Origin of the sequence: Niallia laureatilytica, assembly GCF_046613985.1 — a bacterium.
In the GTDB taxonomy this organism is placed as follows: domain Bacteria; phylum Bacillota; class Bacilli; order Bacillales; family Cytobacillaceae; genus Niallia.
On record NZ_JBKKHP010000007.1, the window covers coordinates 15,084 to 41,280 of the forward strand.

The window sequence follows — 26,197 nt, forward strand, 5'->3', positions numbered from 1 at the left end:
CTTGTTTTACTTTGTTTTTGTTAATAAATAAAGAAAATAAGGTCCACCTATCGCTGCGACGACAATTCCAGCTGGAATTGGATTAGGTTGAAAAATGGAACGCCCAACCGTATCTGACAAGACGAGTATGACCATTCCAAGCAGCCCTGCGACTGGGAGGAAATGCTGATGTCTTGGCCCTACTAACCGGCGTGCGAGATGGGGCGCGACAAGGCCGATAAAACCAATTCCTCCAACCATAGCAACACTGGCACTTGAAAGAGCAACAGCAATAGCTAGCATGTACAGACGGGAGCGTAAAACAGAAACACCGAGCCCAACAGCTGTATTGTCTCCTAAAGACAAGGCATCTAGCTTTCGTGCTTGCAGCCAACCGAGAGGGGTTAATGTCACTATCCATGGTAAAAGTGCAATAACATGTATCCAGTCTCTTCCCCATACATTACCCACTAGCCATCTTGAAGCGAAAGTGTATGTATCTTCATCAAGACGGAGTGACAGGAACAAGGTGATCGCATTAAAGCAGGCAGAAATAGCAATCCCGACAAGTATAAGACGAATTGGCAAGATCCCTTTATAGCGGTCATATGTAAGCAAAATGATAATAACAGCTGCCAGTAAACCTCCTGAAAAAGTGAATAATGGAATGAGCAATGCCGCTTTATCATTTAAAGAATGAAAATAGGTAACAAACAAAATAAGACCGAATGAAGCACCTGCATGTAATCCTAAAATGCCGGGATCTGCAAGTGGATTTCTTGAAACACCCTGCAGAATAGCTCCAGAAACACCAAGGCCGATGCCGGCAAGAATTGTAATGATGATACGAGGAAGGCGGTATTCAAACAGTACTAGTGTATTTTTGTAATCCCCAAATCCAAACAAAGTTTGAAGAACTTCTGTTGGCGCAATTCGCAGTGAGCCTGTGTTTAAACTGATCATGATGACAATGATATTTATGATGATTAACACTAGAGCAACTGAAATGGTTTTTGTGCTGCGCAAATCTGTTTTCATCTATAAATCCCTCCCAACTTTACGTGCTGTATAAAGAAAGAAAGGAACACCTACTGCAGCTACTAAAATCCCAATTGCCAATTCACGGGGAGGATTTACAGTCCGTGTCCCTAAATCGGCGAGCATTAACAGGATAGCCCCTAAAATACCTGACATCGGAATGATTAATCTATAATCCGTGCCTACAAGCTTGCGGGCAATATGGGGAATAACAAGTCCGATAAATCCGATGGAACCTACAGCAGAAACGGATACCCCAGCTAAAATGACGGCAGCAATGATGGAAAACACTTTAATCCGATTCACCTTAATGCCGAGATTCACAGCTGTTTCTTTTCCTATCGCAATAAGCGAAATAGAGCGTCCCATGCTTATTGCCCAGAAAATTGTAATCAGAATAACTGGAACAAGCACCCTTAAATGCTCCCATTTAACACCAGCGACTCCGCCAGCGTACCAAAAAGCAAGGTCCTGGCTTAAGTCGTAATAAATGGCGATACCTGCACTTAAAGAGTGCAATAGTGCAGCAATTACCGCTCCAGATACGGTTAATCGCATCGGTGTCAAGCCGCCAGGCACAGACGCACCCATCATAAAAATTAACAGTGTGCAAAGAGCAGCTCCAATAAAGGAAAAAACCATCAATAAGGAGTAAGAGATTGTTGGAAAAAAGGCAAAGCATAGAGTTACAATAAACATCGCTCCAGCATTGATGCCGAGTATTCCTGCATCAGCAAGAGGGTTGCGGGTTACACCCTGCATCAGTGCTCCGGCAACAGCAAAGGCTGCACCGACAATTGCAGCTCCAATCACTCTCGGCAGCCGCAGTTCATAAATGATTTGCTGCTCAGTCAGCGAAGCATCATAGTGGAAGAGTGTTGTCCAAACCGTATGGAAGGTAATGTCTTTTGCTCCGAATGACACGGCTGCTATTAAAGTGCCGAGCAGCCCAGCTATAAAGGCAAGGAAAAGAACTAATCTCCACAAATGATGAAACCTAGTAATCTTATTTTTTAGGAACATAATAGTAAGTCAGCCTTTACTTAATTAGTAATAATGAAAATCATTATCAATTGTATTTTCCTATTATATGGACAATATTTCTGTAAATCAATCTTTTTTAAGTTTATTAATTAGGTAGTTAGTATTGTTATTGGAACAAAGGTAAAAAGAAAAAAGAGCTGTGCAGCTCTTTTTTCAGAATTATTATCTATGCATTTAATAACCTTTTCACACTAGCTATCCTTTGAATCAACAACCAGTCAATAAGCCCAACAACGATAAGTGATAGGCCGACTAATGGAAATAAAATACCTAACACGATAAGAATGATAAGCAGGATTTTCATATTCTTTATACTTGGTGCCTTTGGAGCTCCAAGGCCTTTGTTTGGCTTACGCTTCCACCACATATAGACACCGGAGAAGGCTACAAAAAGAGTGCCAAGGCAGATAAGTAAACTAATGAGCTGGTTAATGAAACCTAATTCTGTTCCTTTGTGCAAAGTAATACCAACAGCTATTATCTTTCCAAGAATACCGTAGTTATCATAGCGGTAATCAGCTAACACTGCACCAGAATATTGGTCGATATGAATGGTTGCTTCGTCTTTTGCTTTCGGTGGAAAAGCAGACAGCGTATAGACACCTTCCTTAGAAGCAGGGAAAATAACAGAATAACTTGGATGCATGCCTTCCCGATTTGCAGTGGCTACTATATCATCAATGGATACGGGAATAAAGCCTTCCATATTTGACTCTGGTACTTCTAAATTTTCAGCTGCCCAAGGAACCTCTGCAATGTCCTTTGTCTTTATATTTGATGCAGGAGCATCGCCAATCCACACAGAGGGAGGATAACCTTCTCCTGTATTGGTAACTAAAGCTTGAAAATTAGTTCCCCAAAATCCGGACCAAGGCAATCCAGTCAAAATCAACAAAACAAGTCCGCCTGTAATCCAGACAGCAGGGACGGCATGTAAATCTCTTCTAAAAGTCTTTCGTCCTTTAGTTAATCGAGGTATAAAAGTGCCAGCAATTCTTAATTTTTTTTGCGGGCACCATAAGTATATTCCAGTTACTATTAACACTATAGTCCAGCATGCTGCTAGTTCGACAATTCTGTCACCTAGAGTTCCAGCCATCAATTCGCCATGAATTTTTTCGATTAAGTCCATAACTCGATCATTACTGTTTAATTCTCCGAGTATCTTACCTGTATACGGATCAACAAATATGGTCAGTGATTCTTTTTGATAAGTTATGCTGACTTCACTGGAACGCGTTTTTTTTTCTCCAGGCCGATAGCTTGTAACCTCTGCTCCGGTATAGTGGTTTTTTACAATATTTAGCTGTTCAGAAGCAGGTATTCTCTCCGTTTTAATGGTTACCTCATTTAAGTCTTGATACAGTATTTGTTCAATTTGAGGTTTAAATAAGTAAACAGATCCAGTTACTGCCAATATAATTAAAAAGGGAGCAAAGATTAAGCCGGCATAAAAATGCCATCTCCATACAGTTTTATAGAGGTATGCTTTTGTTTGTTTTCCGTTTGTTTCTTCCAATTGTTGTTCAGATGTTTCAGACTCCACTTTTTCCTCCTAGTATACAAATGTTATTAAGGTCAATCTCTTGCTTATATCGGCTATTTTTATAGTTTGATAAACTATGTTAATGGAGAAGTGTTTACAAGAATTTACAAAATCTTAAAACAATCAGTAGTCTTTTCCGTTTATAATGAATATAGTTCCTAATTTCAGCATGTCTTGTTCGACCTTCCATTGAACAAACAATAGTAGAAAACCACCGGGCTAGTGTCCGGTGGTTTTTTTTCTAAGAGGCATTATTAGTTTTTTCAAGCAGATTATAAATAAATCCGTCACGTACAGATTGCGTACAGTATAGGAAATAAGGAGATTGTGTCATCTCCATTAAGATAGAGATAATCTGCACTGCTGGTATGATTATATCTTTTCTCTTCTTGGATAGTCCCTTAATATTGGCACGCTCTGTTACACTTAATGAGGATAACTCTTCATATACAAGATGAATATCCTGTATGGACATATTTAATGAATTTTTCTTGCATTTAGCTTTATGTATGCGTGATAAATTTTTAGCACTTCCGCCAATCCCGATAACAGGAAGTCCTGCTTTGGACAACCATGGGAGAGTTTGAAGCTGTTCGACAAGATACGCTTGAAGCCGCTCCGTTTGCTGTGCTGTCACATTTTCACCTTTTGTGAATTGGTCGTTTAAGTTGACTGCGCCAAAAGGGAAGCTGTGGTATTCGACCATTTGGCGGTTTCGGAACAGGGTAATTTCGGTGCTTCCGCCGCCAATATCAATGGTAATGCCATCTTGCAAATCTGTTGCTTGAATGATGCCAAGAAATCCAAAATACGCCTCTTCATAGCCGCTTAGAATCGAAAAAGGTATACCTGTTTCCTGTTGAATCTCTGCTAAGACATCCTCTTTGTTGGCTGCATTGCGGATGACAGCTGTCGCAAACCCAATAATTCGGTTCACTCCACTTTCCTCGCCATGTTTCTTAAACTCTTTTAAAATTTGCAAGGTAAAGTCTATTCCTTCTCGTGTAATGTTACCTTGACTATTTACGTAGCTGATGAGACGTGCAGCCACTTTGACGCGCTTTGCTTCTTCCGTTTTTACTAAGTTGTTTTCAATTTGATAGATAGCAAATTGAATGGAATTTGAGCCGAGATCAATGATGGCAATTGAGTTATCTTTCAATTATCGAATCCTCCCTTTGTAATTGTTAATATGTATATCTTATAAGAAAATGTAAAGAAAAAATATTAAGCTTTTGTAAAGTACGCCTATCCATTGTACCCCTAAGAATCCGATAATAATCTTACATTCTGGAAATCTTGCATATATCTACAAATATTTACAAAAATTTTACAAAGTAACCTGATATTCATCTGAATATTCGTGGTATTCTAATTATAGAATATTAGCAATAATTGTTAAGGGGATGTAAAAATGCAAACTCATCATGAGCAATGGAGCACCACTAATTTAGATAAACCTTCCTATTACAATAATCGAGAGTTGAGCTGGCTGGATTTTAACAGCCGAGTGCTGGAAGAAGCTGTGGATGACCAGAATGCTTTATTGGAAAGATATAAATTTTTATCGATTTTTAGTTCAAATCTGGATGAGTTTTTCATGGTGCGTGTCGCAGGACTGATCGATCAAGTAAAGGCTGGGTTTAACAAACCCGAAAATAAGGCGGGACTTACCCCAAAAGAACAGCTATGTGCTATTTCTCAAAAAGCCCATTTACTAGTAAAAAAACAAGATGAAGTATATCGAGATTTATCAAGAATTTTAGACAATGAACAGGTGAGCATCATTACAATTGATCATGCTGCACCACAGGAATTGGATATTCTGGAGGATTTTTTTGATGAACAAGTGTACCCTGTTCTGACGCCAATGGCGATTGACGCTTATCGTCCATTTCCAATGCTGTTAAATAAATCTCTAAATCTAGCAGTAATAATTGAAGAGAAGTCGCTGGAAAAGCGGAAGGAGCAGGAGCTGAACGGCAACTTAGTGATTGTGCAAGTTCCGGCTGTTATGGACCGCTTAGTTGAAATAACGCAAAAAGGAAAGCAAAGAAAGTTTGTCCTTTTGGAAGAAGTGATTTCCCGTTTTATTTATAAATTGTTTACAGGCTATAAAGTGGAATCTGTCACTTCCTTTCGAATTACCCGAAATGCAGACTTAACTATACATGAGGACGAAGCAGAAGATTTATTACTGGAAATTGAAGAAGAGCTGAAAAAACGAAAACGGGGAGCTGCTGTCCGTCTAGAATACCAAATGTCTCAAAGCAATCAAGGGGTTATAGATTATCTTAGAAAAGTGCTTGAGATACATTCAAAGGATGTTTATGTTGTCCAAGCTCCTTTAGACTTGACGTTCTTATTTTCATTTTATAAGAAAGTCGCAGCCACTCATGAACATTTAACAGCAAGAACCTTTATTCCTCAGCCTTCTGTTGATTTAGAAGGAGAAGGAGACATGTTTGAAAAGATTGCTGACCATGATGTTTTACTGCATCATCCTTATGAGTCTTTCGAACCAGTTGTGGAGTTTATGTCACAGGCAGCAGATGATAAGAATGTATTGGCAATAAAGCAAACCTTATACCGTGTCAGTGGAGATTCGCCGATTATTGAAAGTCTTAAACGAGCAGCGGAAAATGGAAAACAAGTAACTGTCCTAGTGGAGCTCAAGGCCCGTTTTGATGAGGAAAACAATGTTCAGTGGGCTAAGGAATTAGAACAAGCCGGCTGTCATGTTATATATGGAATGACGCATTTAAAAACCCACAGCAAGATAACTCTTGTTATCCGCAGGGAAAAAGGTAAAATTCAACGTTATGTTCATTTGGGAACAGGAAATTATAATGATGCCACAGCCAGAATTTATACTGATATGGGGCTTCTGACAAGCAATGATAAAATAGGCATTGATGCCATCAATTTCTTTAATTATTTAAGCGGATATATGGAAAAGCCATCTTATCATCATTTATCTGTTTCACCTTATGGTATTCGGGATACGTTCATTGAGCTGATTGACAGAGAAATTGCCTATCATAATGAATATCAAAATGGCAGAATTATTGCAAAAATGAACTCTTTAACAGATAAAATAATTATTAAGAAATTGTATGAAGCATCGATTGCTGGTGTAAAAATTGACCTCATCATAAGAGGAGTATGCTGCCTGCGTCCCGGTATTGAAGGAGTCAGTGAAAATATTAAGGTTCGAAGTATCGTAGGAGAATTTCTCGAACATACGAGAATTTTTTATTTCCATCAAAATGGGGATGAAAAGGTATATTTGTCATCAGCTGATTGGATGACGCGCAATATGGAAAACCGAGTAGAGATACTATTCCCAATTTTAGAGAATCATTTAAAAGAGAGAATCCATGAATGCCTGCTTCTTATGCTTCAAGACAATTGCAAGGCTCGCGAGCAAGATCGCAATGGCAAGTATAAATATGTGCCAAGAACCAATGGAGAAAGGCATATAAACAGCCAGAGGATCTTTTGTGAAGAAGCCATTCAATATAGGACCAAAATTAAAACAGCAAACTTGGAAACTATGAAGAATCGCACAAAGTTTTCAAGTTTAACAGACTCCTATTTTTTTCGTCTTAAAGAAATTGTTCCATTACTAAAGAGATAATCTACAGAGCATTCCTTATTTATGAGGAATGCTCTTTTTATTGAAATGAAATGGTTGTTTATCAATAATAATAAAATAAAAAACAATATTATTTTATTGTAAAACGATAAATGTTGTGGTAAATTAAAAACACATTAATTAGTGAGGTGTTTTTTGGTGAACAAAGTGTCAACTCTGTTTTTAAAAATAGCTGTAATTTTTATTGGACTTCCAATTCTTGCTTTATGTATCTTTGCGGTTCCAGCTATCGGGAGATTTGCTGAAGAGCTGCTGCCGGATATTGCCTTTATAAAATTTCTTGTTATCGCCTTTTTTTATGTTTCGGCAATTCCTTTTTATATCGCTCTATACGAGGCATTTAAATTATTAACTTATATTGATAAAAACAAAGCCTTCTCAAAAATATCAGTGAAATCCTTAAAGGTAATTAAATTTTGTGCCATTACAATAAGTGGCTTATTTGTACTAGGATTGCCGCTCTTTTATTTCGTTGCAGATGCTGACGACGCACCAGGAATAATAATTATTGGCTTAGTTATTATATTTGCCTCTTTGATCATTGCGGTCTTCGCCGCTGTTCTGCAAAGGCTTCTTCAAGAAGCTATCGAGATAAAATCAGAAAATGATCTAACGGTCTGAGGTGAAAAAAATGGCGATTATTATAAATATTGATGTAATGCTAGCAAAAAGGAAAATGAGTGTTACCGAACTTTCAGAGAAGGTTGGAATAACGATGGCTAACCTGTCTATATTGAAAAATGGAAAAGCGAAAGCGATTCGATTGTCAACGTTAGAGGGGATTTGTAAGGCATTAGATTGTCAGCCTGGAGACATTTTAGAATACAAAAGTGATGAAGATACAGAGTAGATAATAATTTTTAGCAGGAGGCTGCTCATGAATGTAACAATTGAAAAATGGAGACAAAGATCAGCGTTGAAGCAATTGCTACTTTTTGGTTGGGAGCAGGCTCTGTCATGCTTGTTTCCAGTCGTTATCTTTGCCTCCTTGGCAGTTACACAATATTTTCCGCTTCCCTTTCTGCCAAGGTATGACTGGCTGCTGTTAATCTGCCTGTTTATGCAGTGGATGATGGTACGGTCTGGAATGGAAACAAAGGATGAGCTAAAGGTTATAACCTTATTCCATATTATCGGTCTTGCCCTTGAACTGTTTAAGGTGCATATGGGCTCGTGGTCTTATCCTGAAGAAGGATATTCTAAGATTTTTGGAGTTCCGTTATACAGCGGCTTTATGTATGCAAGTGTAGCGAGTTTTCTGTGTCAGGCCTGGAGAAGGCTTAAGGTGGAGCTTATTAAATGGCCGCCATTTTGGGCAGTGGTTCCACTCGCATTTGCGATTTACTTAAATTTTTTCACCCATCATTATTGGATCGATCTGCGTTGGTGGTTATCTGGATTAGTTTTAATTGTTTTTTGGAAATCATGGGTAGTCTACGTGGTGGATGGAATTCGTTACCGCATGCCACTATCACTGTCCTTTGTACTGATTGGTTTTTTTATATGGATAGCCGAAAATATTGCCACTTTCTTTGGAGCTTGGCAATATCCAAATCAAAGAGAAGCATGGAGCCTTGTTCATCTTGGCAAGGTAAGCTCATGGCTGTTATTAGTGATAGTAAGCTTTTTAATTGTTGCAACACTCAAGCAGGTTAAAGGGAAGAGTACAGAATAAAAGTGGAAAAGGCAGCATATTTTGCTGCCTTCAGCTTGTCGCTAAAGTTATGAGATTGGTTGGAAGCGGTAGGGGGGAGACTGTGCGTGAACAGAGAAAAAGCGGCTCGGCGCATTAACCACTGCATCAAAAAACTAATCATCTTGTTGTAACAGGACAGGAGATATCTACTGCCTAATAGGCTGAAGACAATTATCAAGATTAAGTGCAGTCTATTTTATTCTATTTCAGAAAGTACTTTTTTTAGTAATGCTGGCGGTAAGTCATAACTTAATCGTCCATTAAGACTGCTATGAAGTTCAATGGTAATTTGCCTTGAATCTTTATTAGCCTTTTTAACTCTCAGTACCATTCGTGGGTCTGTATATATTTCAACTGTATTTTCCCTTTGTTTTATTGTATGTTCCCCATATTTTTTTATCATGGAACTTCCTCCTATTAGACTGCAGCGATTGCAGTCTTCTTTTATCAGCATTCTTTTTATATTATACATAAACTACCTTCAGTTGAAGGCTGTGGAATTAAATTTCATTATTTGGAAAAATTCCATTATCGCTTTATGAAATCTTAGTAAAACGGAAATAATAACACTATATAAATATAAAGAGTCTTGGTCAGAATGTGATGGTGTTCATAATGAATTTCCAGAAATATATATTGTTAGCTGTTATTTTATTATCCGCTGCAGGGTGTTTGGCAATTATCCGATTTGACTGGAAGCGATACGGTCTTATTTATTTAATTAGTGCAGTTACAGGGAACTTGTTATGCTTTTCTTTAACGTATATAGGATTTTATACTTTTTTTAACTATTTGCTTGAAGATTATTCGATAACTCCAGTGCTGCTCGTTTCCACACTTTTTCCATTGATTGCTTTATTTGCAATAAGGTATAGTCCAAAACTATGGATTTGGAAAATACCTTTTTATTGGGGAATTATCCACTTAGGATTAGTTGGGGAAGTTATCTTAAAAAACTCTGTTATCTTTAAATTTGAAGCGGAATGGGATTTGTGGGACAGTTATACGCTTTGGTGGATAAATTATTTGTTATTTGAGTTATTAGGCGGAAAGATCGTACCACCAGAAAAAAGAAAACCATTGAATGCTGAGTCCTTGCGATATGGTGCATGGGCTTGGATTTTACTGCATTTTATATTCATCACAACGATATTTTTAGCAGGTATATATGTGGGAGTAACTGTCTTTAAATAATAGAAATCATAAAAAATGATTGTCAAGATTTTTAGAGCATGATACTATTAGTTGAAATTAAATCCCTTTAATCTGGTCCAGAGAGTCCAAAAAGGCGAAAAGTGAACTCATACATATTCTTTCATGATGTCTATGACTACCCTTTTGTCCTTTGGATGAAAGGGTATTTTTTATAACTATACTTTAATTAAGTCCTGTGAGGCTTGAAAGGAGAACGACAAAATTGGATTATCGCAAAAAAACAGTAGTCGCATCAGTAGCCGGATTGACATTAGAGGGCATGGATATTATGTTTATTTCCTTTGCAATGTCAATGATTATCGCAGATTTTCATATTGATATGGCTGCAGGCGGACTAATTTCCTCAATTACTAACATAGGTATGCTTGCTGGAGGAGTTATCTTCGGCATATTGGCTGATAAATTCGGGAGAGTCAGGGTCTTTACGTACACTATTCTTCTATTTGCAATCGGGACAGCATTAACAGGTCTGGCGCAGAATATTGAACAAGTATATATCTTTAGGTTTATTGCAGGTCTTGGTGCAGGCGGAGAATATGGTATTGGCATGGCACTTGTGGCGGAAGCTTGGCCAAAGAATAAACAAGGGCGCGCTTCTTCTTATGTAAGTGTAGGTGCCCAGTACGGTGTTATTTTAGCAGCCTTGCTTAGTGCGATGATTCTTCCTGCATGGGGATGGAGAGGGTTGTTCTTCGTTGGTTTGGCACCAGTAATCTTTGCCTTTATTGTTCGCAAAAAGCTGGATGAATCACCAGAATGGCTGGCTTCACAACAGAAAAAGCAAGCTGTGAAAAAGGAAGGGAAACTAAAGCAATTATTTGCTAGCCCTAGAATTACTGCAACAACCATTGCATTAGCTGTGATGGCAACTGTGCAAATTGCCGGATATAACGGTCTGATGATATGGCTGCCATCCATGCTGCAGCAATCTCAAGGACTTTCTGTTTCAAGCTCTGCCCTTTGGACAATCAGCACAGCAGCTGGAATGATTGCTGGGATGCTGACATTTGGACAATTTATTGATCGTCTTGGCATGAAGCTCTCATACGGAATCTTCTTATTCGCTTCGGCAATTGCGGTATTTCTTTACTCCTTTGCATCAGGCAGTATCGGTCTATTAGTAGGCGGCGCGATTGTAGGCTTCTTCTCGAATGGAATGTTTGCAGGGTACGGCGCATTAATCAGCAAGTATTATCCAGTAGAAATACGCAGTACAGCAACAAACACAATTTTTAATTTCGGAAGAGCTTTAGGGGGATTATCTCCAATACTAGTAGGTTATATACTACAGCATGCCAACGTTACAGCGGCAATGGGATATTTGGCCCTGCTTTACTGCATTTCCTTCATTGCGATGCTTAGCTTGCATAAAAGAGCAGGAAGTGAAAGTAAACTTAAACCTTTAGCAAAAACAGTTTAATATGGAAACAAGCCATTCTCCGCATTAGAGAATGGCTTGTTTATTTTTTCAGAGAAGAAATCAGCTGTGGCCGACTATTGCATGCGGAACGTAAGGCTCTTCAAGGAAGGTGATGTCTTCAGGTGTTAGTTTAACATTCAAGGCACCAGCAGCATCCTCAAGATGGGACAGCTTTGTAGCACCGATAATAGGTGCTGCCACTTGTTCTTTTTGCAATATCCATGCAAGTGCAATGTGAGTGCGAGGAACACTATATTTTTCTGCCAACGATGCGACACGCTCAATAACTAAGCGGTCTGCACTCGATGTAGCATCGTATTTAGACTTCTGTATCTGGTCTGTCTCTGAGCGATGTGTTGTAACAGACAAGTCACGGGTTAATCTTCCAGAGGCGAGCGGGCTGTATGGAGTAATCGCTATTTTTTCTTCCTTGCATAGTGGCAGCATTTCTCGTTCTTCTTCACGGTAAATAAGATTTAGATGGTTTTGCATGGACACAAATTTAGTCCAGCCATGTTTTTCCGCTGTATGCAATGCTTTTTGGAACTGCCACGCAAACATGGCAGACGCGCCAATATATCTTGCTTTTCCTGCCTTTACAACATCATGCAAAGCTTCCATCGTTTCTTCAATAGGGGTATGATAATCCCAACGATGAATGATATACAGATCCACATAATCTGTTTCTAATCTTTGCAGACTTTTATCCAATTCACTCATAATTGCTTTTCGAGATAACCCAGAACCATTAGGTCCTTGGTGCATTTGACCGTGTACTTTCGTCGCGATAACAACCTCATCACGATTAGCATAATCCTTTAAAGCGCGCCCAAGAATTTCTTCACTGGAACCAAGTGAATATACATTGGCTGTATCAAAAAAATTAATTCCTAAATCAAGGGCCTTCTTAATAACAGGACGGGAGTTCTCCTCATTTAAGACCCATTGATGCAGCCACTTGCTGGCATCACCAAACCCCATACATCCAAGACATAATCTAGATACATCTAATCCTGTATTACCAAGCTTTACATACTCCATTTGCTTCTTCCTCCCTGTCTTTATGTGATATAGGATTATTATCGCATAAAGCAGGTGAGGTCTTTAGCCCAATACTATCAAGTGTTTGCCTAATCCTCTCATAAAACTAAATGAACAGCAGAAATGTTTCTGCTGTTCATGTTTTCATTATTCTAAAATTCTCATATGCAAATTAGTCAAAGATTGACCTGTTGCAGAAGCGGTTAAGTTTGCTTCTAAGTCAAAGCCTTCAACCGGTTCTATGCGGGAAAACTTACGCAAAAAAGTCTCTAGCACAATTCTCATTTCCAAGCGGGCAAGCGGTGCTCCTAAACAGAAATGAGGTCCATTGCCAAAGGTAAGGTGTTTTTTGTTGTTTGACCGGTGAATATTTAGCGTGAAGGGATTTTCGAACATATTTTCATCCATATTGCATGCACTCATCCAGGCAATCACGACATCCCCTTTTTTCAGCTCTACACCTAATAGATTGTTATTCTGTTTAACAGTCCTGTCTCTTCTTGACAAGTGAAACCGATAACGGAGCATTTCCTCGACTGCATTTGGGACGAGCTCGAGATTGCTCCGCAGCTCTTCGTATAAGGCTTCATCATCATACAGCAATGAATAAAAGGTATTAGCAATGGCATGACTCGTAGTTTCAACGCCTGCACCTAACAGCACCATTGTAGCTTGGACAATTTCTTCATCAGTAAACCTGTCTCCATCCACTTCGGCACGGATGAGGTCGGAGATAATATCATTTGTTAAATTTGTCCGTTTTTGAACAACAATCGGATAGAGAAATTGAAAGTATTCCTTGGCAGCCTGTTGCTTCTCGAGTTCAATATCCGCTAGCCGCTGTCTGTCGTACGGCTGGAAGAGAATATCCACCCATTTTTTGAACTGATGACGATTGTTAACTGGCACACCAAATAAATCAGCGATAACAAGACTAGGGAAAGGGGCAGCTAGAGCTTCAACAATATTAACAACATCGTTCGCTTTTATATCATCAACCAGTTCTGCGGCAATCTGCCTGATTCTAGGTTCCCATTCTTTTAAGCTCCGAGGAGTAAAAGCAGAGGCTAACAGCGACCTGCTTTTTCTATGCTGCGGAGGATCAAGATTGGTGATGTTTATTGGTGATGGTTTATCGGAATTACTTTCGTTCTTGGCTCCAACAAAAATCGTTGTTCTAGTACCGGCGCTGGAAAAATACTCATGGTTGCTTAACACTTCTTTGACATGCTCATATTGAAACACATTCCATGTATTGGTTTCCTTATGAAAAAAAATAGGATGCTCCTTTAGCATTTTTTGGTACCAGGCAATCGGAAAAAATTCGTCTGTACGTGATTGGAAATTGGTGATTTCTTTAATGGGGATTACTTCTTTTATCATTTTGCAGTTTCTCCTCCTTTAAATAGATCAAATGTTTTTATATAATCATGTCCGTTTAGCATCTGTAACTGCTAACAGCATGTCATTCACGTTGTTGTGCGAGAAAAGCATGTGCGTCTATTTCTACTATACTCTAATTTGAGTAGTAAAAAGTAGCGATTACGATGAAAATTAACAAAAATAGGTAAAAAATCCTGAAATCTTAAACTAGCAAACTTGTTATTGTAAGCGTGTTCTTTTATAATCAGGAAAAGATGTTAGAAAAAACTAACTTGGTTATTTTTAGGAGTGATTTAGTGGATTTAAATAAGTATATATCCGGAAAAATTTCTCTAAATGATTATGTTCATCGTATAAACCAGGGTGGAGCTGCTTTTCATGTTCATTATTGGGGAGTTATGCCTAAGCATTATGATAATCAGCTGCATAAGCATTCTTTTTTCGAAGTATGCTTTGTTGTCGAGGGAGAAGGCTTTTATATCGATGAACAGTGCAGTTATCCGCTCCAAGGTAACACCATCTTTTTATCAAGACCAGAAGTGCCACATCAAATAAAAAGCGAGCAAGGACTATCACTCTTGTATGTAGCCTTTGAACTAATGGAATCAGAGTCGACAGAAAGCTGGGTTAATATAATGAATTCAGCTAAAAAATGTGCACCGGTGCTTTTACATAATAGTGATACAGAGACCGGCTATTTGTGGAAATCTCTGCTTATTCAGGCTACAAAGCATAAGCATGAATTCTTTGAAGAGATGCTAGTTACTATTGCCGGTTCGCTTATCATTTCGATTCTACAGGATTTTGTTCCTGATTTGAATAAAAGCAGTCAGAAAGAAGAGCCAGATCAGCATTCTGATCTTCTTACACAGGCACGCCTGTATATTCATGATAATTTATCTAATTGCTTAAAGCTGACAGAAGTAGCAAGGCATCTGCATATATCTGGAAGACACTTGTCTAGGGTTTTTGTTTCTGAATTAGGTATGAGCTTCTCGAAGTATGTGCAAGATGAAAGGATTAAGAAAGCGAGCATGCTGTTAAAAAAGACAAATTTATCATTAAAGGAAATTGCTGAAGAGACAGGATTTATGAATGTCCAATATTTTACGAGAGTTTTCACCTCGATGATGCAAACCTCACCAGGGCGGTTTAGATCAATGTTTATCAATATACATACAACAACATATTCTGATACTTGACCTCCATGAAAAGGGAGGTCTTTATTTTTTCTGAGTGGAAAGATGTCTTAAAAGTATAAAAACATGTCTTCAAAATTTAAATACTATTCATTAAATCTTTACTATAATTACATACGTAAACACAGTGTTAATGTATGAATGCGAACAATAGTGAAAACGTATTCAATTTGGATGAATTTAAAAAGGGAGGAAGGCATTCAATGAAATTATCTTATGTAACGGACAGTATGGCACATTTATCCTTTGAGGCAATGCTTGATGAAGTAGCTGAGCTTGGAATTGATACTATTGAAATGACGACAGGGGGCTGGTCTCCTGCGCCACATTTAAATCTTAATGAACTATTGGAAAGTGAGCAAAAAAGAAACCACTTCTTGAATAATCTTGAGAAACGCAATATAAAACTATGTGCCTTGAATTGTTCTGGCAACCCTTTGGATCCAGGCGAATTAGGAAAGCAGCATCGAGAAATCACCGATAAAACGATGGAATTGGCAGAGCTATTAGGAGTTAAAAAGGTCATTATGATGAGCGGCCTGCCTGCTGGAGGTCCGGAAGATAAAGTTCCTAATTGGATTACCTATACAGTCAGCTGGCCGCCGGTATTAAAAGAAATACTAGATTACCAGTGGAATGAGGTTGCGATTCCTTATTGGAAGGAGCTTGTGAAAAAAGCAGAATCATGTGGTGTTGAAAAAATTGCACTTGAAAATTTCAGCTCACAATTAGTCTATAATCCTGAAACATTATTTAAACTCCGCAATGAAGTTGGTCCAATTGTTGGTTTAAATCTTGATCCTAGCCATCTTATCTGGATGGGTGCAGACCCAATTCTAGCTGCCCGAGAACTAGGAGTGGCGATACATCATGTTCACGGCAAAGATGTGCGAATCGAAAGACATCTATCTGCTGTTAATGGCATTTTGGAAACAAAGGAAATAACAGATGTAGCCAATCGGGCTTGGAATTATGTAGCTGTCGGCTGCGGGCAAGACTTGCAGTGGTGGAAAGAGTTTTTCTCTGTTGTGAAGATGATGGGATATGACGATGAAGTTTCTTTAGAAATGGAAGATTTGACGATGTCCGTAGAGGCTGGAATAAAAACATCAATTGATGCTCTGCAGCAAACGCTGAGTTTTTAATAATCATACCAATTTATATCTGAATATTCAAAATAAAGGAGTGGTTAAAAATGTTAAATGGGGAGAAAAAAATAGCAAGACCGATACGTTGGGCAATGGTAGGAGGAGGCCGACTTGGACAGGTTGGTTATAAGCATAGAATAGGTGCATTGAGGGACAATACGGCATTTGAATTGGTTGCTGGCGCCTTTGATATTGAGCCAGCAAGAGGGAAGGAGTTCGGCATAAATTTAGGGGTGGCGGGAAATCGCTGCTATCCTGATTATAAAACTATGTTTGAAGAGGAAGCCATGCGAGAGGATGGAATTGAGGCTGTTTCCATTGCCACCCCAAATGGAACACATTATGAAATATGCCGTGCTGCGCTCGAAGCAGGGTTGCATGTTATTTGTGAAAAGCCGTTGTTTTTTTCATCAGCAGAGGGTGAAGAGATTAAGAGACTTGCAGAGAAAACAGGCAAAATTGTCGGGGTGACATATGGCTTCTCTGGAAATCAAATGCTGCTGCAGATGCGAGCAATGATTGAACAAGGAAAAATCGGTGATATTCGTGTTGTTGATTTGCAGTATACACATGGTTTTAATTCAAATGATAAATCGGATAAAACGAGTGCTGCTCAAAAATGGCGTATTGATCCTAAGGTAGCAGGACCAAGCTTCGTTTTAGGAGATTTATCCACACATACGTATTATATGTCCCAGTTGATTATGCCCGACATGAAAATAAAAAGGCTGCTTTGTGATCGTCAAAGCTTTATTGAAAGCCGTGCTCCACTTGAGGATAATGCTTTTGTACTCATGCAGTACGAAAACGGAGCAGTTGGCAGGCTGTGGACATCCTCCATTAATGCCGGCTGTATGGATGGTCACAGAATCCGGATAGTAGGGACGAAGGCAAGCTTAGAATGGTGGGACAGCAAACCAAATGAATTGAGATATGAAGTTCAAGGAGAACCTATTCAGACTTTAATTCGAGCAATGCCTTACTTGGATGACGCTTGCAATGCTGATGAGAGATTAGGTGCACTCCATCAGGAAGGCTTATCAGAATCCTGGGCAAATATTTACTTGAAGTTCGCAATTGCCATAGATGCGAAAAACCGCAATGATGAAGAAATATTAAATAGTCTAGTGTATCCGGATATTGATGCTGGTATTGCAGGCATTCGCTGGATTGAAAATTGTGTTCGTTCTGCAGATAACGGTGCCGTTTGGGTAGAATATGAAAATCAACAAAAGCTTTCGTCCACACATTAATTGGGTTCTTAGGCAGGGGGGAGCAGTTAATCAGACTGCTTCCCAACAATCCCTATCAACAGCAGCAGGTTATAAATGTAAGCGCTTTATATAGTTTGGAGATAAACCTCTCAACCGTAATTCCAATATTGTATAAAGGAGTAATCAGTATGACAAATATAGAGATGTCTGAACAAATCGTTCAAGCAAAGCCTCCCAAGCAAAAAGATCCGAAAAAATTTCTGAAGCGCATAACAATTGTGTCTACATTTGGAGGACTTTTATTTGGATATGATACAGGGGTCATAAACGGGGCACTCCCCTTTATGGCAGACAAGGATCAATTAAATTTATCTCCTTTTACAGAAGGGCTTGTAGCAAGCTCATTAGTATTAGGAGCAGCCTTTGGGTCCATTTTTGGCGGCCGCCTGGCAGATACGAAGGGCCGTCGCAGGGTTATCTTATATCTTGCTGTGCTGTTTTTCTTTTCTGCAGCTGGCTGTGTTATCGCACCAAACACAGCTGTTATGGTTGGTTTCCGTTTTCTGCTCGGGCTAGCAGTCGGCGGGTCTTCTGTTGTAATTCCCTCTTACTTGGCTGAGATGGCTCCCTCTGACAGACGCGGAATGCTCGTTACCCAAAATGAATTAATGATCGTTACAGGTCAATTTTTAGCATATATATTTAATGCTCTAATTGGAAATATATTTGGAGATACAGGGCATGTATGGCGATATATGCTAGTTATTGCGACATTACCCGCAGTTGCCTTGTGGATTGGTGTGCTCATCCTGCCTGAAAGTCCTAGGTGGCTGGCTTCAAGGGGCAGATGGGCAGAAGCGCTAAAAATCCTTAACAGAATTCGGACAGAAAGCATTGCCGAGCAGGAAATGAAGGAGATAAAAGCAAATCTTTCTGCTGAACAGAAGCACAAAAAGCTGGGTTTTCGTGATTTAGGAACTCCATGGATTCGAAGAATTGTATGGATAGGAATTGTGCTTGGATCAGTTTCCCAGCTAGTCGGCATCAACTCTATCATGTATTACGGAACCCAAATTCTTGAAAATGCTGGGTTTGGCACTAAAACAGCTTTAATCGCCAATGTCGCAAATGGCTTGATCGCTGTGATTGCGGTTATCGTTGGCATGTCGCTGTTGAACAAAGTGAATAGAAGACCCATGCTGCTTACGGGCTTGATAGGCGTTACTGTTGCTCTCATTTCCATTGGAACTTCTGCACACTTCCTGGAGGGTTCAGCAATGCTCCCATACATCGTTTTATCAATGACAGTCTTATATTTAGCGTTTTTCCAAGGTGCAATTGCCCCATTAGTATGGCTTATCCTTGCGGAAATTTTCCCAATGCGGCTCCGTGGAATAGGGATGGGGCTGGCAGTGCTGTTCTTATGGCTTTGTAATTTTCTAGTAGGATTGTTCTTTCCTGTACTGCTTGCAGGTATTGGACTTTCTGCGACCTTCTTCTTATTTGCCTTGTTTGCCATTATAGGTGTGATTTTTGTAGCTAAAGCTGTGCCTGAGACAAGGGGACTTTCCTTGGAGGAAATTGAAGATAATTTTAAAAGCAAGGAATTTAGTTAATATAAAGAATCCCTGCTAAAGCAGGGATTCTTCACAATTACATATAGAAAAATAGTTTAATTGTCTGCTTCTTGTTGTTTGATCCAAGCATCAATATGGTCCAGATTAAATAGCATCGTATCCCCTATAAGCCGTTGATGGGGAATGGTTCTGGCCTTGATTAATCCGTTGACATCTTCCTCAGAAAGGGGATAGCTCACCGATTGCAGGTAAGCAATTAGATTTTGTATTCCAACTGCCTTTCTCAAAAAATCACCTCCCACAAATGCCTCCTTACTAATTCAAATAAAGAGACTTCAGTATGAGGTATTTTTTAAGACTCGGCTGCTAATTATATACCCAAAAAAATATTTTTGAAAACTTTTTTACCTTGGTAACAAGGGAGTTCTGACAACTGTCTAATAGACGAAGATACCTGCTAAATATAGATAATTTACAAATTTATTGAATGATATTTAGGAGAGAACTTAACATATGTTTTGCCTGTTCACTCTAACTTTTTATAAAAATCCGGTTGACATTATTTAAAATTAGCAATATAGTAAAACACATCTTAACTAACAAAAACCGAATATACCACTTCTTATCCAGAGAAACCGAGGGATCAGGCCCTATGACGTTTCGGCAACGGGTTTAATAAACACCGTGCTAACTCCTGCAAATGTGTGACAACACATTTGAAAGATGAGAATGAGGATTTATAATTAAAGCCCTCTTTTTTCTTCTGGATATAGGAAAAAAGAGGGCTTTTTGTTGTTGATTAATGCAAAGGAGAGTGAATAGATTGATTGAATTCAGTCAAGTGGCGAAAACATTTGTATTAGGCAAAAGGAAAGTGGAAGCTGTTAAAGATGTTTCCTTAACTATTCAGAAAGGAGAAATTTTCGGAATCATTGGTTTTAGCGGTGCGGGCAAAAGCACATTGCTGAGACTTGTAAATCAGTTGGAAAGCCCGTCTAATGGATCAATTAAAATTCAAGGGGAAGATTTATCAAGCTTCAGTGCAAAAGAAATACGCAAACTAAGAAGACGAATCGGCATGATTTTTCAAAACTTTAACTTGTTTACCTCTAGAACAGTAGCTGGTAACATTGCTTATCCTTTAAAGTTGGCAGGCAAGCCAAAGGCGGAAATAAAGGAAAGAGTCGATGAGCTGTTAAGATTCGTTGGGCTGACAGATAAAGCGAATGACTATCCGGAACAGCTTTCAGGTGGACAGAAGCAGCGGGTCGGCATTGCGAGGGCACTTGCTAATTCGCCGGATATCTTAATCTGTGATGAAGCTACTTCGGCATTGGATCCTGACACGACGGCAGACATTCTACGGCTTTTAAAAAAGGTAAATAAAGAGTTTGGAATCACCATTTTACTTATAACACATGAGATGAATGTCATCCAAACTATATGTGACAAGGTTGCTGTTATGGAAAACGGTGAGGTCATCGAAACTGGCAATGTGTTTGATACGTTTACAAATCCACAGCATCCGACAACAAAACGGTTTATCCAATCCGTTCAACAAGATCGTCCGTCTGATTCGCTGCTTCAGCAATGGAAACAGAGTGGCGGAAATAATCTTTATCGAGTTATTTTCAAAGGAGAACTAGCGAATACACCATTGCTTTCACAAATATCACGTAAGAACAATGTGGATGTCAATATTGTTTATGGCTCTGTTCAAGAACTGCAAGAGAAGTTTTTCGGCAATTTACTAGTTTCCTTCGAAGGGGAAGCAACAGCTATACATACAGTCGTTTCCGAATTAGAGAAGACTGTCACAATTGAGGAGGTGATTATAGAATGAAGGTCGATTGGACGACGTTTTGGCCACGAATTGTAGATTCGACAGGCGAAACCATTCTAATGGTCATTATGACTTTGATTTTTGGTTCAATTCTGGGTATTTTGATAGGTTTACTTTTATTTGTAACGAGAAAAGGAAATATTCTTGAAAATAAGCTTGTATTTCAGTTGCTGAATATACTCATTAACATTATCAGACCGATACCTTTCATTATTTTCCTAGTAGCAATAAGCCCGCTCACTCGGACAATAGTAGGAACAACAATCGGTACATGGGCAGCAATTTTCCCGATGACGATTGCCGCTGCATTCGGTATAGCTAGGGTAGTTGAAAACAATCTTATCAGCATTGATCCTGGTGTCATTGAGGCAGCGAAGGCAATGGGTGCAAGCCCGCTGCAAATCATCTTCACTGTGTTAATACCAGAAGCGTTAGGACCGCTGATTCTCGGTTTAACCTTTGTGACCATCAGTTTAATAGATTTTTCCGCTATGGCAGGAACTGTTGGCGGCGGGGGATTAGGATATGTTGCCATGACGTACGGCTATCAGAGATTTGATGGCAGTGTCATGCTGGTAACAGTTATCATCCTGATTTTGCTCGTTCAGGTTGCACAATGGATTGGAAATACATTATCTAGAAAAATTATGCGCAGATAAATAAAAAAGAAGAGGGGAAAAGAACATGAAAAAATTAGTGAAACTTTTTGTTGTATTACTTGCTGTGTGGGCACTTGCAGCATGCGGAAATGAGTCAGCTTCAGGAGATTCGAAAACAGTAAAAGTAAAAATCGGGGTAACAGGCACAGATGGTGAGGTATGGCCGTTAGTTAAAGAAAAGGCGGAAAAAGAAGGGATAGAAATAGAACTAGTTGAGTTCTCAGATTATACGCTTCCGAACCAGGCGCTTGCTAACAAGGAAATTGATATCAACTCATTTCAGCATATTGCTTTCCTAAGCCAGTTCGCAAAAGAAAATAATGCTGATTTAGTACCGATTGGTGCTACAGTCATCGCTCCAATGGGAATTTACTCTGAAAAAATTAAAGATGTTAGTGAACTAAAAAAAGGTGATAAGATTGCGATCCCTGATGATCCATCAAATCAGGCTCGTGCATTAAAGCTGCTTGAATCTGCAGGATTAATCAAACTTTCAGATGACTTTGGACTGTTTGGTGATCCAACTAAAATTGTGGAAAATCCGAAAGACCTTGATATTTACCCAGTTGTGGCACAACAGACTCCACGTGTCTTACCAGATGTGGCAGCATCTGTAATTAATAACGGTGTAGCTGGCCAGGCTGGATTCGATCCGGTCAAGGATCCAATTTATTTAGAAAATGCGGATGACGAAAGTGTTCTTCCATATGTAAATGTGTTTGCAGCACGTGCAGAAGATGCTGATAATGAAACATTCCAGCGCATAGTCGAGATTTATCATGAAGAAGACGTGATAAAAGCGGTCGAAGCAGATACAAACGGCGGCTCCATTGTAGTCGACACACCGAAAGAAGACTTAGTGAAACAATTTAAAGGATTGTAGGAGGAGATAAAATGGGCAAAGTGTACAATGGCTTAGACGTGATTAATCATTCTGTTGACAGCAATAAGGATCTTTATGTAGAAACCAGTCAAGCGATTCATTTAAGACCGGAAATCGGCAATCAAGAGTTTTTTGCAAGTAAAACCTTAGTAAATTTATTGGAAGAGGCGGGTTTTGCAGTAGACACAGGAGTGGCTGGCCATGAAACTTCCTTTTACGCAGTAAAGGACAGTGGGGTGTCTGGTCCGACAGTTGCTTTCCTTGCAGAATATGATGCACTACCAGGTCTTGGCCATGCTTGCGGTCATAACATTATTGGAACAACTAGTGTTGCCGCAGGAATTGCACTTGCCGAAACACTGTCAGAAACAGGCGGCCGTGTCCTTGTTCTCGGAACACCGGCAGAAGAAGGCGGACCAAATGGAAGTGCTAAAGGCAGCTTTGTGAAACATGGCTATTTAAAGGATGTCGATGTTGCCTTAATGCTCCATCCTGCTGGGAAAACTTCCTTGACGAGTGAAACACTTGCTGTTGATCCTCTAGATTTTCATTTTTACGGAAAAGCCGCACATGCTGCAGGCTCACCTGAAAAAGGCATTAATGCGCTTGATGCTGTCATCCAGTTATTCACCGGCATTAACGCATTAAGGCAGCAGCTAACTTCTGATGTGCGGATACATGGAATTATTACACATGGCGGCGATGCTCCTAATATTATTCCTGAATATGCATCTGCACGCTTCTTTATCCGCGCTGAATCGTGGAAAAAAACGGAAGAGGTTGCCGTGAAAGTTCGTGCCATTGCAGATGGCGCTGCATTAGCAACAGGTGCGACTGTAAAAGTGGAAAGATTCCAAAATGAGGTAAAGGATTTTGTCATTAATTCTGTATTAGATGATATTCTTAAAACGGAGCTAGAAGCGGTTGGCGAAGTTGTTTCTGTGGAAAAATCAACAGGCAAAGGTTCAACCGATGCTGGAAACATCAGTTATGAAGTTCCGACTGCTCACGGACATATTAAAATAGGGCCAGATGATTTGATTGCACACACAAATGAATTCAGAGAAGCGGCTCGTTCTAGTATTGGCAATGAAGCCATTACTAAAGGAGCAAAGGCACTTGCTGCAACAGGTTATCGTTTGCTGAAGGACTCTGTGCTGCTTCATCAAGTCAATAAAGCTTTTAACACAGCAAAAAAAGCGAAAAATTAATAACATCAATATATAATCTTGTTAGGAAAGACAAAAGCTCTGGGCATTTGCCGTTTCTTAAAAATCTATTATTCATATAATCATATTGAGGATATCGTCCATTCTCGTTTCAAGAAGCTTTCAATAGCGCTTGGATCCATCATCATATTATTATTTCTTTAGGTGCTCCCTATTTTGGAGCACCCTTTTTGTATATTTTATAAATATTATGTTGAAAAGAAATCGAAAATAAAATTTTTAAATTGGATGGAAGCAGGGGAAAGATATCGCCCATCTACCCAGGCTAAAGCAATAATTCGTTCGTAATCAGGAGGATCAATCGGTATTTTCACCAAGTGATTCAGGCTGGTGTCTTTCATATCAGGAAGGATGGATATCCCCAGTCCTGCTGCGACTAAGCCGGCAATCGTGTCTGGTTCATCTCCCTCAAAAGCTATTAATGGTTGAATTCCCGCTTCCTTAAACATTGCCTCTGTCAAGATTCGCATAGCGTACCCCTTTTTTAGCAGGATGAATGGTTCATTTATTAGCTGAACTAATCTTATACTGTTAGACTGTGCAAGGTTATGTGCCTTTGGTACGTAAACGAATAGCTGCTCACTAAAAAGCTTGGACCATGCAATAGGAGTGTGTATTTCAACAGGACTTATTAGACAAAAATCTAGTTCTCCTTTTTGCATATCTTCTAATAAGGAGTGCGAAGGGTTTTGCTTTAAAGCTATATTAATAGCAGGAAACTCACTGCGAAAAGCAGCAATTAAATCAGGAATTAAATTAGTGCTTAATGTGTGCAGAAAGCCAAAGGAAACAGTTCCTCTGCCAGGTTCAAGTAATTCGTGTATCGCTCTTTTTCCGAGTTCAAACTCCAGCATCATGGAGTCAACGTGCTTTAAGAACAGCCTGCCGTATTTGTTAAGCTTGATGGAACGGCCTTGCCGTTCAAATAGCGGTGCCCCTATTTCTTCTTCAAATCGTGCGATGGAGCGACTTAATGCCGGCTGTGTAATAGAGAGTGCTTCAGCAGCTTTTGTGACATGCTCCATTTGGGCGAGGGTTCGGAAGTATTCAAATTGTTGCCATTCCATTATTACAACTCCTTCTCTTATTACATATATGCATCGAAAATATGATTATTATGAATTATACATCATTATTAGCAGGTGTTAACATGAAGAGGAAAAAGTATAGAGGGAGTTGTACAAAAGAGATGGCTTACATAAATTATGGAACACCTTTATTTCGTAAAACTAGCATTGCGTTTTTTGCTGCAGGATTCAACACATTTGCCATTCTGTATTGTGTACAGCCATTAATGCAGGAATTTTCATCAGAATTTAAGTTGTCTGCTACTATGGCAAGTTTGGCTCTGTCTGTAGCAACTATTTGCTTAGCCGTAAGCATGCTCCTATTTGGATCATTATCAGAAGTATGGGGGCGAAAACCGGTTATGGTTGCCTCCATGCTGGTTGCCTCCATTTTATGTTTGCTGACTGCGTTCAGCGCCAATTATTACTATTTGCTTTTCTTACGGGCATTAACGGGAATTGTTTTGGCTGGAGTGCCTTCAGTGGCGATGGCATATCTTGGTGAGGAAATGGAATCCAAAAGTCTAGGAAAAGCGATGGGATTGTATATTAGCGGTAACGCCGTTGGTGCAATGGGAGGAAGAATTATTTCAGGTATTCTAAGTGAATTTTTCAGCTGGCATGCTGCAATCGGCGGCATAGGGGTAATAAGCATTGCTGCTACTCTTTCTTTTGCCTTAACTCTGCAGCCTTCTCGAAATTTTCAAGCGCGTAAGCTTAACATGAACGTTTTAGGCAGGTCTCTAATAAACCACTTAAAGGATCCAGGACTGCTTTGTTTATATGGTCTTGGTTTTTTATTGCTTGGAAGCAATGTAGCGCTGTTTAACTATATTGCCTATGTGCTCACAAGTAAGCCATATTCTTTGCAGCAAGGTGTAGTCAGCTGGATTTTTCTATTATTTATTATTGGCATGTTCAGTTCGATATGGATTGGCAGGCTTGTGGACCGCTACGGACGACATTATATCTTAATTGCGAATCTCTTTCTAATTATAATGGGAGCTTTGTTGACACTGCATGTGGGCTTTTTGGTCTGGAAGATAATGGGCTTAGCACTGACTACTTTTGGTTTTTTCGGTGGCCATTCGATAGCGAGTGGCTGGGTCAGCCAGAGAGCAGCTGCTAACAAAGCCCAAGCTTCTTCTTTGTATTTGTTTCTGTACTATACAGGTTCAAGCGTGGGTGGAACACTTGGCGGAGTTTTATGGTCTCACCTTGGCTGGAGCGGTATCGTTATCATGGTTATTGCGTTTACTTTTATCGGCATTGTGCTCGCAGCAGCCCTTCTCAAAATCACTGGATTCACGAAACCTGCAGCCAAGTCGAAACAGCTGCATATTTTCAAATAAAGGGTG

24 protein-coding genes and 1 riboswitch are annotated in these 26,197 nt (G+C 39.4%); of the genes, 15 read left to right on the forward strand and 9 right to left on the reverse strand.

Features of this window, described 5'->3' with window-relative positions; translation table 11 throughout:
• Nucleotides 1–6: 6 nt before the first annotated feature.
• The 4 genes from ACLIJJ_RS16875 to ACLIJJ_RS16890 all read right to left on the reverse strand — a co-directional run bounded on the left by ACLIJJ_RS16875 (nt 7) and on the right by ACLIJJ_RS16890 (nt 4,769).
• Nucleotides 7–1,017 carry a FecCD family ABC transporter permease gene (locus ACLIJJ_RS16875; protein WP_237943322.1) on the reverse strand — a complete coding sequence of 337 codons (1,011 nt, stop codon included), beginning with the start codon at nt 1,015–1,017 and terminating at the stop codon, nt 7–9.
• The gene (locus tag ACLIJJ_RS16880; protein WP_233318226.1) at nt 1,018–2,040 is read right to left on the reverse strand and encodes a FecCD family ABC transporter permease; all 1,023 of its coding nucleotides are present in this window, start codon (nt 2,038–2,040) and stop codon (nt 1,018–1,020) included.
• A 187-nt stretch (nt 2,041–2,227) separates the two neighbouring features.
• Nucleotides 2,228–3,607, reverse strand: a complete 1,380-nt coding sequence (locus ACLIJJ_RS16885; protein WP_411411339.1) for a PepSY-associated TM helix domain-containing protein — start codon at nt 3,605–3,607, stop codon at nt 2,228–2,230.
• Nucleotides 3,608–3,848: 241 nt separating this feature from the next.
• Nucleotides 3,849–4,769 carry a Ppx/GppA phosphatase family protein gene (locus tag ACLIJJ_RS16890; RefSeq protein ID WP_233318225.1) on the reverse strand — a complete coding sequence of 307 codons (921 nt, stop codon included), beginning with the start codon at nt 4,767–4,769 and terminating at the stop codon, nt 3,849–3,851.
• Between the two features lie 252 nt (nt 4,770–5,021).
• Here ACLIJJ_RS16890 and ACLIJJ_RS16895 point away from each other — a divergent pair, with 252 nt between their 5' ends.
• The 4 genes from ACLIJJ_RS16895 to ACLIJJ_RS16910 all read left to right on the forward strand — a co-directional run bounded on the left by ACLIJJ_RS16895 (nt 5,022) and on the right by ACLIJJ_RS16910 (nt 8,940).
• On the forward strand, nt 5,022–7,247 hold the full coding sequence (locus tag ACLIJJ_RS16895; RefSeq protein WP_411411340.1) for an RNA degradosome polyphosphate kinase: 2,226 nt from the start codon (nt 5,022–5,024) through the stop codon (nt 7,245–7,247).
• Nucleotides 7,248–7,403: 156 nt separating this feature from the next.
• The gene (locus ACLIJJ_RS16900) at nt 7,404–7,886 is read left to right on the forward strand and encodes a DUF2975 domain-containing protein (RefSeq protein ID WP_251646502.1); all 483 of its coding nucleotides are present in this window, start codon (nt 7,404–7,406) and stop codon (nt 7,884–7,886) included.
• Between the two features lie 10 nt (nt 7,887–7,896).
• A complete protein-coding gene (locus ACLIJJ_RS16905; protein WP_233318218.1) occupies nt 7,897–8,115 on the forward strand; it encodes a helix-turn-helix domain-containing protein in 219 nt (72 codons plus the stop codon).
• Nucleotides 8,116–8,142: 27 nt separating this feature from the next.
• Nucleotides 8,143–8,940 (forward strand): DUF817 domain-containing protein, encoded by a 798-nt coding sequence (locus ACLIJJ_RS16910; protein WP_233318215.1) that lies wholly within the window; start codon nt 8,143–8,145, stop codon nt 8,938–8,940.
• A 217-nt stretch (nt 8,941–9,157) separates the two neighbouring features.
• On the opposite strand, the gene ACLIJJ_RS16915 is transcribed toward ACLIJJ_RS16910, so the two are convergent.
• Nucleotides 9,158–9,364 (reverse strand): hypothetical protein, encoded by a 207-nt coding sequence (locus ACLIJJ_RS16915; protein ID WP_233318212.1) that lies wholly within the window; start codon nt 9,362–9,364, stop codon nt 9,158–9,160.
• Nucleotides 9,365–9,576: 212 nt separating this feature from the next.
• On the opposite strand from ACLIJJ_RS16915, the gene ACLIJJ_RS16920 reads away from it, so the two are divergent.
• Both ACLIJJ_RS16920 and ACLIJJ_RS16925 read left to right on the forward strand, forming a co-directional pair.
• The gene (locus ACLIJJ_RS16920) at nt 9,577–10,155 is read left to right on the forward strand and encodes a CBO0543 family protein (protein ID WP_237943313.1); all 579 of its coding nucleotides are present in this window, start codon (nt 9,577–9,579) and stop codon (nt 10,153–10,155) included.
• Nucleotides 10,156–10,378: 223 nt separating this feature from the next.
• Complete coding sequence (locus ACLIJJ_RS16925) at nt 10,379–11,596, forward strand: MFS transporter (protein WP_233318208.1); 1,218 nt, start codon at nt 10,379–10,381, stop codon at nt 11,594–11,596.
• A 60-nt stretch (nt 11,597–11,656) separates the two neighbouring features.
• On the opposite strand, the gene ACLIJJ_RS16930 is transcribed toward ACLIJJ_RS16925, so the two are convergent.
• A complete protein-coding gene (locus tag ACLIJJ_RS16930; RefSeq protein ID WP_233318207.1) occupies nt 11,657–12,637 on the reverse strand; it encodes an aldo/keto reductase in 981 nt (326 codons plus the stop codon).
• 147 nt (nt 12,638–12,784) lie between these two features.
• Nucleotides 12,785–14,020 carry a cytochrome P450 gene (locus ACLIJJ_RS16935; protein ID WP_411411341.1) on the reverse strand — a complete coding sequence of 412 codons (1,236 nt, stop codon included), beginning with the start codon at nt 14,018–14,020 and terminating at the stop codon, nt 12,785–12,787.
• A gap of 296 nt (nt 14,021–14,316) precedes the next feature.
• Here ACLIJJ_RS16935 and ACLIJJ_RS16940 point away from each other — a divergent pair, with 296 nt between their 5' ends.
• From ACLIJJ_RS16940 to ACLIJJ_RS16955, 4 genes are all read left to right on the forward strand, one after another.
• The gene (locus ACLIJJ_RS16940) at nt 14,317–15,222 is read left to right on the forward strand and encodes an AraC family transcriptional regulator (RefSeq protein ID WP_233318203.1); all 906 of its coding nucleotides are present in this window, start codon (nt 14,317–14,319) and stop codon (nt 15,220–15,222) included.
• A gap of 200 nt (nt 15,223–15,422) precedes the next feature.
• Nucleotides 15,423–16,364: a sugar phosphate isomerase/epimerase family protein gene (locus ACLIJJ_RS16945; RefSeq protein WP_233318200.1), complete on the forward strand. Its 942-nt coding sequence runs from the start codon at nt 15,423–15,425 to the stop codon at nt 16,362–16,364.
• A gap of 50 nt (nt 16,365–16,414) precedes the next feature.
• Nucleotides 16,415–17,620 (forward strand): Gfo/Idh/MocA family protein, encoded by a 1,206-nt coding sequence (locus tag ACLIJJ_RS16950; RefSeq protein WP_341079831.1) that lies wholly within the window; start codon nt 16,415–16,417, stop codon nt 17,618–17,620.
• A 149-nt stretch (nt 17,621–17,769) separates the two neighbouring features.
• Nucleotides 17,770–19,197: a sugar porter family MFS transporter gene (locus ACLIJJ_RS16955; protein ID WP_341079829.1), complete on the forward strand. Its 1,428-nt coding sequence runs from the start codon at nt 17,770–17,772 to the stop codon at nt 19,195–19,197.
• 56 nt (nt 19,198–19,253) lie between these two features.
• Here ACLIJJ_RS16955 and ACLIJJ_RS16960 read toward each other — a convergent pair whose 3' ends face one another.
• Nucleotides 19,254–19,445, reverse strand: coding sequence for a hypothetical protein (locus ACLIJJ_RS16960; RefSeq protein WP_233318195.1), 192 nt, complete (start codon nt 19,443–19,445; stop codon nt 19,254–19,256).
• A 332-nt stretch (nt 19,446–19,777) separates the two neighbouring features.
• A riboswitch (SAM riboswitch) is annotated at nt 19,778–19,888 on the forward strand.
• Nucleotides 19,889–19,981: 93 nt separating this feature from the next.
• Between ACLIJJ_RS16960 and ACLIJJ_RS16965 the strand changes: the two genes are divergently transcribed.
• The 4 genes from ACLIJJ_RS16965 to ACLIJJ_RS16980 are packed head-to-tail and all read left to right on the forward strand — an operon-like array spanning nt 19,982 to nt 23,754.
• On the forward strand, nt 19,982–21,001 hold the full coding sequence (locus ACLIJJ_RS16965) for a methionine ABC transporter ATP-binding protein (protein WP_233318194.1): 1,020 nt from the start codon (nt 19,982–19,984) through the stop codon (nt 20,999–21,001).
• A complete protein-coding gene (locus tag ACLIJJ_RS16970; RefSeq protein ID WP_237943309.1) occupies nt 20,998–21,660 on the forward strand; it encodes a methionine ABC transporter permease in 663 nt (220 codons plus the stop codon). Before ACLIJJ_RS16965 ends, ACLIJJ_RS16970 begins: the two co-directional genes overlap by 4 nt.
• A gap of 25 nt (nt 21,661–21,685) precedes the next feature.
• Entirely contained in the window at nt 21,686–22,543 is an 858-nt protein-coding gene (locus ACLIJJ_RS16975; RefSeq protein ID WP_233318190.1) for a MetQ/NlpA family ABC transporter substrate-binding protein, read from the forward strand.
• An 11-nt stretch (nt 22,544–22,554) separates the two neighbouring features.
• Nucleotides 22,555–23,754, forward strand: coding sequence for a M20 family metallopeptidase (locus tag ACLIJJ_RS16980; RefSeq protein WP_411411342.1), 1,200 nt, complete (start codon nt 22,555–22,557; stop codon nt 23,752–23,754).
• 206 nt (nt 23,755–23,960) lie between these two features.
• On the opposite strand, the gene ACLIJJ_RS16985 is transcribed toward ACLIJJ_RS16980, so the two are convergent.
• Complete coding sequence (locus tag ACLIJJ_RS16985; protein WP_411411343.1) at nt 23,961–24,839, reverse strand: LysR family transcriptional regulator; 879 nt, start codon at nt 24,837–24,839, stop codon at nt 23,961–23,963.
• Between the two features lie 122 nt (nt 24,840–24,961).
• On the opposite strand from ACLIJJ_RS16985, the gene ACLIJJ_RS16990 reads away from it, so the two are divergent.
• A complete protein-coding gene (locus ACLIJJ_RS16990) occupies nt 24,962–26,191 on the forward strand; it encodes an MFS transporter (RefSeq protein ID WP_411411344.1) in 1,230 nt (409 codons plus the stop codon).
• The last annotated feature ends 6 nt before the right edge of the window (nt 26,192–26,197 follow it).

Coding starts and splice junctions, on each gene's coding strand:
- ACLIJJ_RS16875 (WP_237943322.1), bottom strand. CDS start 1,017: ATGAAAACAGATTTGCGCAGCACAAAAACCATTTCAGTTGCTCTAGTG.
- ACLIJJ_RS16880 (WP_233318226.1), bottom strand. CDS start 2,040: ATGTTCCTAAAAAATAAGATTACTAGGTTTCATCATTTGTGGAGATTA.
- ACLIJJ_RS16895 (WP_411411340.1), top strand. CDS start 5,022: ATGCAAACTCATCATGAGCAATGGAGCACCACTAATTTAGATAAACCT.
- ACLIJJ_RS16905 (WP_233318218.1), top strand. CDS start 7,897: ATGGCGATTATTATAAATATTGATGTAATGCTAGCAAAAAGGAAAATG.
- ACLIJJ_RS16910 (WP_233318215.1), top strand. CDS start 8,143: ATGAATGTAACAATTGAAAAATGGAGACAAAGATCAGCGTTGAAGCAA.
- ACLIJJ_RS16915 (WP_233318212.1), bottom strand. CDS start 9,364: ATGATAAAAAAATATGGGGAACATACAATAAAACAAAGGGAAAATACA.
- ACLIJJ_RS16920 (WP_237943313.1), top strand. CDS start 9,577: ATGAATTTCCAGAAATATATATTGTTAGCTGTTATTTTATTATCCGCT.
- ACLIJJ_RS16930 (WP_233318207.1), bottom strand. CDS start 12,637: ATGGAGTATGTAAAGCTTGGTAATACAGGATTAGATGTATCTAGATTA.
- ACLIJJ_RS16935 (WP_411411341.1), bottom strand. CDS start 14,020: ATGATAAAAGAAGTAATCCCCATTAAAGAAATCACCAATTTCCAATCA.
- ACLIJJ_RS16945 (WP_233318200.1), top strand. CDS start 15,423: ATGAAATTATCTTATGTAACGGACAGTATGGCACATTTATCCTTTGAG.
- ACLIJJ_RS16950 (WP_341079831.1), top strand. CDS start 16,415: ATGTTAAATGGGGAGAAAAAAATAGCAAGACCGATACGTTGGGCAATG.
- ACLIJJ_RS16955 (WP_341079829.1), top strand. CDS start 17,770: ATGACAAATATAGAGATGTCTGAACAAATCGTTCAAGCAAAGCCTCCC.
- ACLIJJ_RS16970 (WP_237943309.1), top strand. CDS start 20,998: ATGAAGGTCGATTGGACGACGTTTTGGCCACGAATTGTAGATTCGACA.
- ACLIJJ_RS16975 (WP_233318190.1), top strand. CDS start 21,686: ATGAAAAAATTAGTGAAACTTTTTGTTGTATTACTTGCTGTGTGGGCA.
- ACLIJJ_RS16980 (WP_411411342.1), top strand. CDS start 22,555: ATGGGCAAAGTGTACAATGGCTTAGACGTGATTAATCATTCTGTTGAC.
- ACLIJJ_RS16985 (WP_411411343.1), bottom strand. CDS start 24,839: ATGGAATGGCAACAATTTGAATACTTCCGAACCCTCGCCCAAATGGAG.
- ACLIJJ_RS16990 (WP_411411344.1), top strand. CDS start 24,962: ATGGCTTACATAAATTATGGAACACCTTTATTTCGTAAAACTAGCATT.